The sequence below is a fragment of the Hydrogenophaga sp. genome (assembly GCF_041633695.1).
Lineage (GTDB): Bacteria > Pseudomonadota > Gammaproteobacteria > Burkholderiales > Burkholderiaceae_C > Hydrogenophaga.
The window spans coordinates 1-2,565 of record NZ_JBFJMY010000537.1 but is presented as its reverse complement, the minus strand read 5'-3'; the positions used below and the strand labels follow the sequence as shown (position 1 = coordinate 2,565).

Below are 2,565 nucleotides of genomic sequence, written 5' to 3'. Positions count from 1 at the left end.
GCAACGGGTGCGTGAACTCGCCGTGCAGTCTGCCAACGCCACCAACAGCACGACCGACCGCGCCGCTCTGCAGGCAGAAGCCGTGCAGCTGAAAGAAGAAATCGGCCGCGTGGCTTCGCAAACCCAGTTCAACGGCACCAAGCTGCTCGATGGCAGCTTCACCAGCAAATCCTTCCAAGTCGGCGCCAACCAGGGCCAGACCATCACCCTGGGGTCGGTGGCCAACATCAACCTCAACGCGCTGGGCACGCTGCAAACTTCCGCTGGTGGCGCGACGACTTACGCCACAACGGTCACCGGCATCGGGCAAGATGCTGGCCCTCACCTGTCTCATGGCCTCACGCCAGGTGAATTGGTGATCAATGGTGTGGACATCGGCGACTGGGGATCACCTCCGGGCGAGGGCGCCACCGACGTTGCCAGCAAAGGCGCCGAGATCGCCGACGCCATCAACCTGCACACGGGCACCACCGGCGTCACCGCCGTTGCAGATGGCACCACCGGCGCCATCACCTTGACGTCCAGCGACGCGGCGGGCATCGACATCACCTCACCAGGTGGGCTCGGTGTTGAACACTCCGGCCTGTCCGTCGGCAACACCCCCGCCACCGCTTCACTCAGTGTCGCCGGCAGCGAAACCGGCATCGCCAACCTGAGCCTGGCGAGTGCCGAGCAGGCTTCCTGGGCCATTGCCGCCATCGACTCCGCGCTCAGCCAGGTGAACGGTTTCCGTGGCACGCTGGGTGCCATCCAGAGCCGTTTCGAGAACGCGATCTCCACCATCCAGGTGACCTCGGAAAACCTGTCGGCCGCTCGCGGCCGCATTGTGGACGCCGACTTCGCCATGGAAACCGCCAACCTGTCGCGCGCCCAAATCTTGCAACAAGCCGGCACCGCCATGGTGGCCCAGGCCAACCAGCTGCCCCAGGGCGTGCTGTCCCTGCTGCGATGACCCCAGCAACCCACCCACCGCCGCGCGAACATGCGTGGCGCCCCGGCGGCAAAGGCGGAATATTCGCCTTGCCGCATTTTGCGTTTCTGCAAGCCTTAACCGCATGCCCCCCGCGTGCGGTTAAGGCTTTCTGAGGAGGACCCACATGGCTACCATCACATCCCCCGGTATCGGCAGCGGACTCGACGTGCAAAGCATCGTCTCCCAACTGGTGGCGCTGGAGCGCGCTCCGGTCAACTTGCTCAAAACCCAGGCCACCTCTACCCAGGCCAAGCTCTCGCTTTACGGCACCATCCAGTCCCAGGTTTCGAAACTGCAGGACGCGGCCGCCAAGCTGGGCAGCGCCGACGGCTGGAACGCGGTGAACACCACGTCGTCGAATGCAGCTGCGGTCAGTGTGACCGCCTCAGCCGGTGCCGCCACGAATGGACTGAGCATCGAAGTGCAAAACCTGGCCAAGGCGCAGTCCACGGCTTCGGCGACCGTGGCGGTGGACGCACCCATCGGCTCGGGCAGCATGAGCATCGAGCTGGGCCAGTGGAGCGGTGGCACTTTCGCCCCGGGCTCGGGTTCTGCGGTGAGCATCACCATCAACCCAGGCGAGGACACCTTGAGCGCCATCGCCGCCAAAATCAATGGCGCCGACGCGGGTGTGAGCGCCACCGTGCTGCGCGATGCATCGGGCGAGCGCCTGCTCTTGCGCTCCAAGGACACAGGGGAAGTGAACGGCTTTCGCATCCAGGTGACCGACGACGACGGCGTGCACGACGACGGCACCGGCTTGTCCAGTCTGTCGTACGACCCGGTGGCCAGCCCGCCGCCCGGTGGTTTCAACGGCATGACGCGCACGCAAGCCGGCGAAAACGCGCGCGCCACCATCAACAATGTGGCGGTGGTGTCGGCCAGCAACAAGCTCAACGACTCGCTGCCCAACCTGAAAATCACGCTGTCACAAGTGACCACGGCGCCGGTGGAAATCCAGGTCAACAACGACACCGCTGCGGCAAAAAAGAACGTGCAGAGCTTTGTAGATGCCTACAACGCGCTGAACCAGACCATTTCCAACGCCACGGCCTACAACGCCGACAGCAAAGTGGGCGGTCCGCTGCAAGGCGACTCCACCACCGTGGGCTTGCAAAACGCGTTGCGCGGCATGATGCGCTCGGTCACCGCCAGCTCGCCATTTCAAAGTCTGAGCGATGTGGGCATCGAAATGAAGACCGGTGGTGCGCTGGAGATCAAGGCCGAAAAGCTCGACACCGCCTTGGGCAATCTGGCCGGCATCAAAGCCTTGTTCACCACCAACACCGGCGAGGCCACGACCCAGGGTTTTGGTTTGAAGATCAAGGACTTCACCACCGCTTTGCTCGCCACCGGCGGCCTCATCAACAACAAGAACGATTCGTTGAAGAGTGCCATCAAACGCAACGGGCTGGAGCAGGAGAAGGTGAACGACCGCGCCGATCGCGCCCAGGTGCGGCTGCTGCGACAGTACAACGCCATGGACGCCAACGTGGCCCGGCTCAACAGCATCAACGCCTTCGTTGCGCAGCAAATCACCCTCTGGAACAAGAGCACAGCTTGAGCGCCATCGGTCGTCGCCAGCTCAACCG

Annotated in this window: 2 protein-coding genes; both read left to right on the top strand. The window is 63.7% G+C overall.

Annotation, left to right across the window (positions count from 1 at the left end):
• A partial coding sequence (locus ABYB95_RS21320; RefSeq protein WP_372661644.1) for a flagellin occupies window positions 1–952 on the top strand: 952 nt, incomplete at its 5' end.
• Window positions 953–1,097: 145 nt separating this feature from the next.
• Window positions 1,098–2,537 carry a flagellar filament capping protein FliD gene (gene fliD / locus ABYB95_RS21315; protein ID WP_372661641.1) on the top strand — a complete coding sequence of 480 codons (1,440 nt, stop codon included), beginning with the start codon at window positions 1,098–1,100 and terminating at the stop codon, window positions 2,535–2,537.
• Window positions 2,538–2,565: the final 28 nt, after the last annotated feature.